The organism is Bacillus sp. JJ722, assembly GCF_036963345.1.
Taxonomy (GTDB): domain Bacteria; phylum Bacillota; class Bacilli; order Bacillales; family DSM-1321; genus Bacillus_AD.
In genome coordinates, this window is sequence record NZ_JBALMO010000384.1 from 1 (window position 1) to 3,709 (window position 3,709).

Consider the following 3,709-nt stretch of genomic DNA (forward strand, 5'->3'; position numbering starts at 1 on the left):
TGCAACCACCATTTTAACAAAATGGTGGTTTTGGTTTTCAAGTAAAAAATCCTCCATTAGTAATTTTTCTGAACCAGATAAGTTAATATGAATGGATAGATTTTAGTTTTCGTCCAATAAAATTAGCTGTTACCGGCTTTAAATCTATTTCTCTAGCCCATATAGAAAGTTGTCCAATATGATGTATTTCATGCGCTATGATATGGTGTAATATTTCATCATTAGTGTATTCATCATCATCCCAAGAAACTCTTACAAGCTCATTTTCCATATTATGAAAGTTGGATTTTAAAAAATCAACTATTTCTATTCGGAATGTATCTGAGAGAGATTTGACTTTTTCAATTGTGTTATAATCTTCAAACTGAACGACTAAATCTTCTTTTTTTTGAATACCTCGAAACCAACTATATTCCACATCAACAATATGAAAGAGTGTATACAATATACTTCCTACTCCACCAGTACGAACTTTATGTAACTCCTCAGTATTAAGCTGATAACACCAATCAATCCATTCATCTCTTACTTGCCAGTTGTATTCAAAAAACTTTAACATGGAAAACACCTCAACTGAGAAATTATATTTCATTTCTAAAAACGTATTTGTTTAATATTCAATAAATCTGCTAAAAAAACTTCTATTTTGGCTTTGAAATAAAGTCACGATATTTATAAAAAAGATGCGATATTTTTTCCCTTTGCTGTTGATTTGAAATAAAGGTTAACTGGAATTACAGATTGGGAGTTTTGTTTTGTGTAATTTCTTTTTATGCTAAGGTTGCAGGTTAGTAAAACTTTTAAAAAAATCAAACACTAAATGGTTTTACAGTAATATTATGGAATGATAAACTGAAGTTACATTAATACTGGCTAGTATCCATTTACTAGCTATATTTTTGAATTCAAATTATTAGGAGTCGCTGCCAATAACATATACCTATTATTATACTTGTTCTGTCTATTACACATAGTCTACAATTTATGATAGGAGAGTTATTATGATTGAATTAAATACAGAAAGATTAAGAATAATACCATTAAATTCGGATAATATGAAGTTACTTATTGAAAGTCAAAATCAAATGGAAAAGAATTTAGCTCTAAGAGAAACAGCAGAATTCGTTGATCCAGAACTGAAACCTGCATTAGAAATTCGACTTTCTAAATTGTTAAATGATCAGAAAAAATATATATGGCATACAAATTGGGCAATTGTGTTGAAAGAAATAAATACTTATGTTGGTGGAATAATGATAAAAGGCCTTCCGAATGAAAATGGCGAAGTGGTAATTGGTTATTATACTATACCCCGATATCAAGGGAATGGATATATGACGGAAACTGTTGAAAATATCAAAAGATGGTTGTTAAATCAACCTAATGTTAGAACTGTTATTGCAGATACAGAAAAAGACAACATTGCATCTCATAGAGTGTTAGAAAAAACAGGAGCAATAAAGTATAAAGAAACTGAGGAATTATATTCTTGGAAATTTTCGCAAAAAAATTAAATAATAATGAATATATCGATGATCCTCTTATGTACAATATCCTAATGTACTAAAAGGCTTTAGTACATTAGAGTTTATAGAAATGATCAAACTTTTTTCGAAAGTGATTCTTTTAGTTTTCTGCAATATAAGGATTAGAGACATCCTTTTTACAAACTTTATTACAAAGCTACATCTATTACTAATTTACTTCACAATCGTTAGCTACATCAAAAAAGCTGTTATTTCTAACAGCTTTTTTCAAATACTTTTTACGGTAAATTAGGTACCGCAAAAGGTTTGATAAGGAATGGATGATGTAGCTGGAAGTTTACAGTATTCAGCCTGTTCGGCGGTGTGCGCGTATGGATTTGAAAGAGCATGAAGAAGACGCTCCATTACGCTGAAGTCTCCCTCGTTCACCGCAGCTTCAAGTGCAGCTTCAACACGGTGATTTCTAGGAATTAGCGCAGGATTACTGTCACGCATCAACTGCTGAGAAGATGCTCTCGATTCCTGCTGTCTACTTAGTCTCGCTTGCCACATCTCATACCACTTTGCAAATTCTGGTGTACCAAACAGAACCGAATCCTCATGTTTTTCAAAAGTTAGTGCTAGGAAAGTATTAGTATAATCCGCACGATACTTTTGCATGATTTTGAGAAGTTCTTCAATTAGGGCTGTATCTTGGCTCTCTTGATTAAATATTCCTAGTTTTGCCCTCATACCTTCAAGCCAATTACTTTGATACAACTCAGAAAAATCTGAAATGGCATCCTGAGCCATTTTGACAGCCTGTGATGGATCTTCGTGTAAAAGAGGCAATAATGTTTCTGCAAAGCGCGCTAGATTCCACGCTCCAATATGCGGCTGGTTGCCATATGCGTATCGACCTTGAATGTCGATTGAGCTGAATACTGTTGCTGGATCATACTCATCCATAAAGGCACAAGGACCGTAATCAATTGTTTCTCCAGAAATAGTCATGTTGTCGGTATTCATCACCCCATGAATAAATCCAACCAGTTGCCATTTAGCAATCAGCAAAGCCTGACGCTTAATCACTTCCTTAAGCAATGAAAGATATCGATTCTCATCAGCTTCAATGTCTGGGAAATGGCGCTTTAAAGCATAGTCTGCTAGGCTCTGAAGTTCCTGAAGCTCGCCCCATTTTCTAGCATATTGAAAAGTTCCAATCCGTAGGTGACTAGCCGACACACGCGTCAATATAGCACCAGGCAATTCAGTTTCTCGGAATACTGACTCACCAGTTGTTACCACCGCAAGGCTACGGCTAGTAGGAATACCAAGAGAATGCATGGCTTCACTAATGATGTATTCACGTAACATTGGCCCAAGGGTCGCCCTTCCATCACCACCGCGGGAGTATGGCGTTGGTCCTGAACCCTTCAATTGAATATCAAACCGTTCACCCAAAGGGGTAATCTGCTCGCTAATCAGGAGGGCCCGACCGTCTCCTAACATTGTAAAATGCCCAAATTGATGTCCCGCATAAGCTTGAGCAAGAGGGAAAGCTCCATCAGGAATCCGATTTCCGGAGAGCACCTCTACACCTTCTTTGCTTTCTAGCCCTTGAATATTCAACCCAAGTGATGTTGCTAAAGATTTATTGAGAATAATCAATTCCGGTGAGCTGTCAGCGGTTGACTTATGGCTAGTAAAAAAAGTATTCGGTAGATGTGCATAACTATTGTCTAAGTTCCATCCTATTTCTTTAATCTCTTCTCTCTTTGTCATCGTAACTCCTTTTCATCATATGTATTTAAGTTTTTTCTTGTAATAAAAAGAAAACAGCCATTTCATTTATATTTTATTTCTTCTTATTACAACACAAGTCGATTGTTCTAGTATCCACTTCAAATATGTTATTATGCCCTTTTAAACATTTGACGGAATATTACAACTCTACAAACGTAATAAAAGATTCCACCAATTCATCCTTTAGATTAATTGATTCTCTCACAACCATTCGTATTGTAAAATTAGAGGATTTTTAAAGGAGGAAACCATCCTTAAACTATCCCTTTTAATACATTTTTGATTTGCTTCTTAGTTAATCCAAACTTCAAAAAATCACTAAAATATGACAATTCAAACAAATAATTATATTAAGCATAAGAAAAGGATCTTTACTGTTTCAAAAGCGTAATTATTAATCTCCATTTACTTTTTTATCGTACTCAATGCTATTATAC

The 3,709-nt window shown here is 34.5% G+C and carries 3 protein-coding genes; 1 reads left to right on the forward strand and 2 read right to left on the reverse strand.

The annotated features are described in order from the left end of the window. Window positions 1-82 precede the first annotated feature (82 nt). Window positions 83-559, reverse strand: coding sequence for a DinB family protein (locus V7014_RS26530; protein ID WP_335512025.1), 477 nt, complete (start codon window positions 557-559; stop codon window positions 83-85). A gap of 442 nt (window positions 560-1,001) precedes the next feature. Between V7014_RS26530 and V7014_RS26535 the strand changes: the two genes are divergently transcribed. Next, on the forward strand, window positions 1,002-1,514 hold the full coding sequence (locus V7014_RS26535; RefSeq protein ID WP_335512027.1) for a GNAT family N-acetyltransferase: 513 nt from the start codon (window positions 1,002-1,004) through the stop codon (window positions 1,512-1,514). A 261-nt stretch (window positions 1,515-1,775) separates the two neighbouring features. Here V7014_RS26535 and V7014_RS26540 read toward each other — a convergent pair whose 3' ends face one another. Next, complete coding sequence (locus V7014_RS26540; RefSeq protein ID WP_335512029.1) at window positions 1,776-3,251, reverse strand: protein adenylyltransferase SelO; 1,476 nt, start codon at window positions 3,249-3,251, stop codon at window positions 1,776-1,778. Window positions 3,252-3,709: the final 458 nt, after the last annotated feature.

Coding starts and splice junctions, on each gene's coding strand:
- V7014_RS26540 (WP_335512029.1), bottom strand. CDS start 3,251: ATGACAAAGAGAGAAGAGATTAAAGAAATAGGATGGAACTTAGACAAT.
- V7014_RS26535 (WP_335512027.1), top strand. CDS start 1,002: ATGATTGAATTAAATACAGAAAGATTAAGAATAATACCATTAAATTCG.
- V7014_RS26530 (WP_335512025.1), bottom strand. CDS start 559: ATGTTAAAGTTTTTTGAATACAACTGGCAAGTAAGAGATGAATGGATT.